At 65.8% G+C, this 602-nt stretch carries 1 protein-coding gene; it reads right to left on the reverse strand.

Features of this window, described 5'->3' with window-relative positions:
- Positions 1–602, reverse strand: a 602-nt coding sequence (locus K7G59_RS34410) for an alpha-amylase family glycosyl hydrolase (RefSeq protein WP_263977110.1), incomplete at both ends; no start/stop codon positions are given.

Raw genomic sequence — 602 nt, forward strand, 5'->3', positions numbered from 1 at the left:
CGTGGAAGTCGCCGAAGTAGTCGACCACGTCCTCCGGCCACTGGTTGGCCTCCGCCAGCAGGACGGTGTCCGGGTACATCGCGTCGATCTCGCGCCGGACGCGCTTGAGGAACTGGTGGGTGGCGGGCAGGTTCTCGCAGTTGGTGCCCTCCTCGGCATAGAGGTAGGGGACCGCGTCGAGCCGGTAGCCGTCGATGCCGAGGTCCAGCCAGAACTTCAGGGCGGCCAGGATCTCCTCCTGGACGGCGGGGTTGTCGTAGTTGAGGTCCGGCTGGTGCGAGAAGAAGCGGTGGAAGTAGTACTGGCCGCGCACCGGGTCGAAGGTCCAGTTGGAGGCCTCGGTGTCGACGAAGATGATCCGCGCGTCCTGGTACTGCTTGTCGTCGTCGGCCCACATGTAGTAGTCGCCGTACGGGCCGTCGGGGTTCTTGCGGGACTCCTGGAACCACGGGTGCTGGTCGCTGGTGTGGTTCATGACGAAGTCGATGATGACGCGCATGCCGCGCTGGTGGGCGGCGTCGACGAACTCGACGAAGTCGGCGAGGTCACCGAACTCGGGCAGTACGGCGGTGTAGTCGGAGACGTCGTAACCGCCGTCCCGC

Source organism: Streptomyces sp. NK08204 (genome assembly GCF_020400585.1).
In the GTDB taxonomy this organism is placed as follows: Bacteria; Actinomycetota; Actinomycetes; order Streptomycetales; family Streptomycetaceae; genus Streptomyces.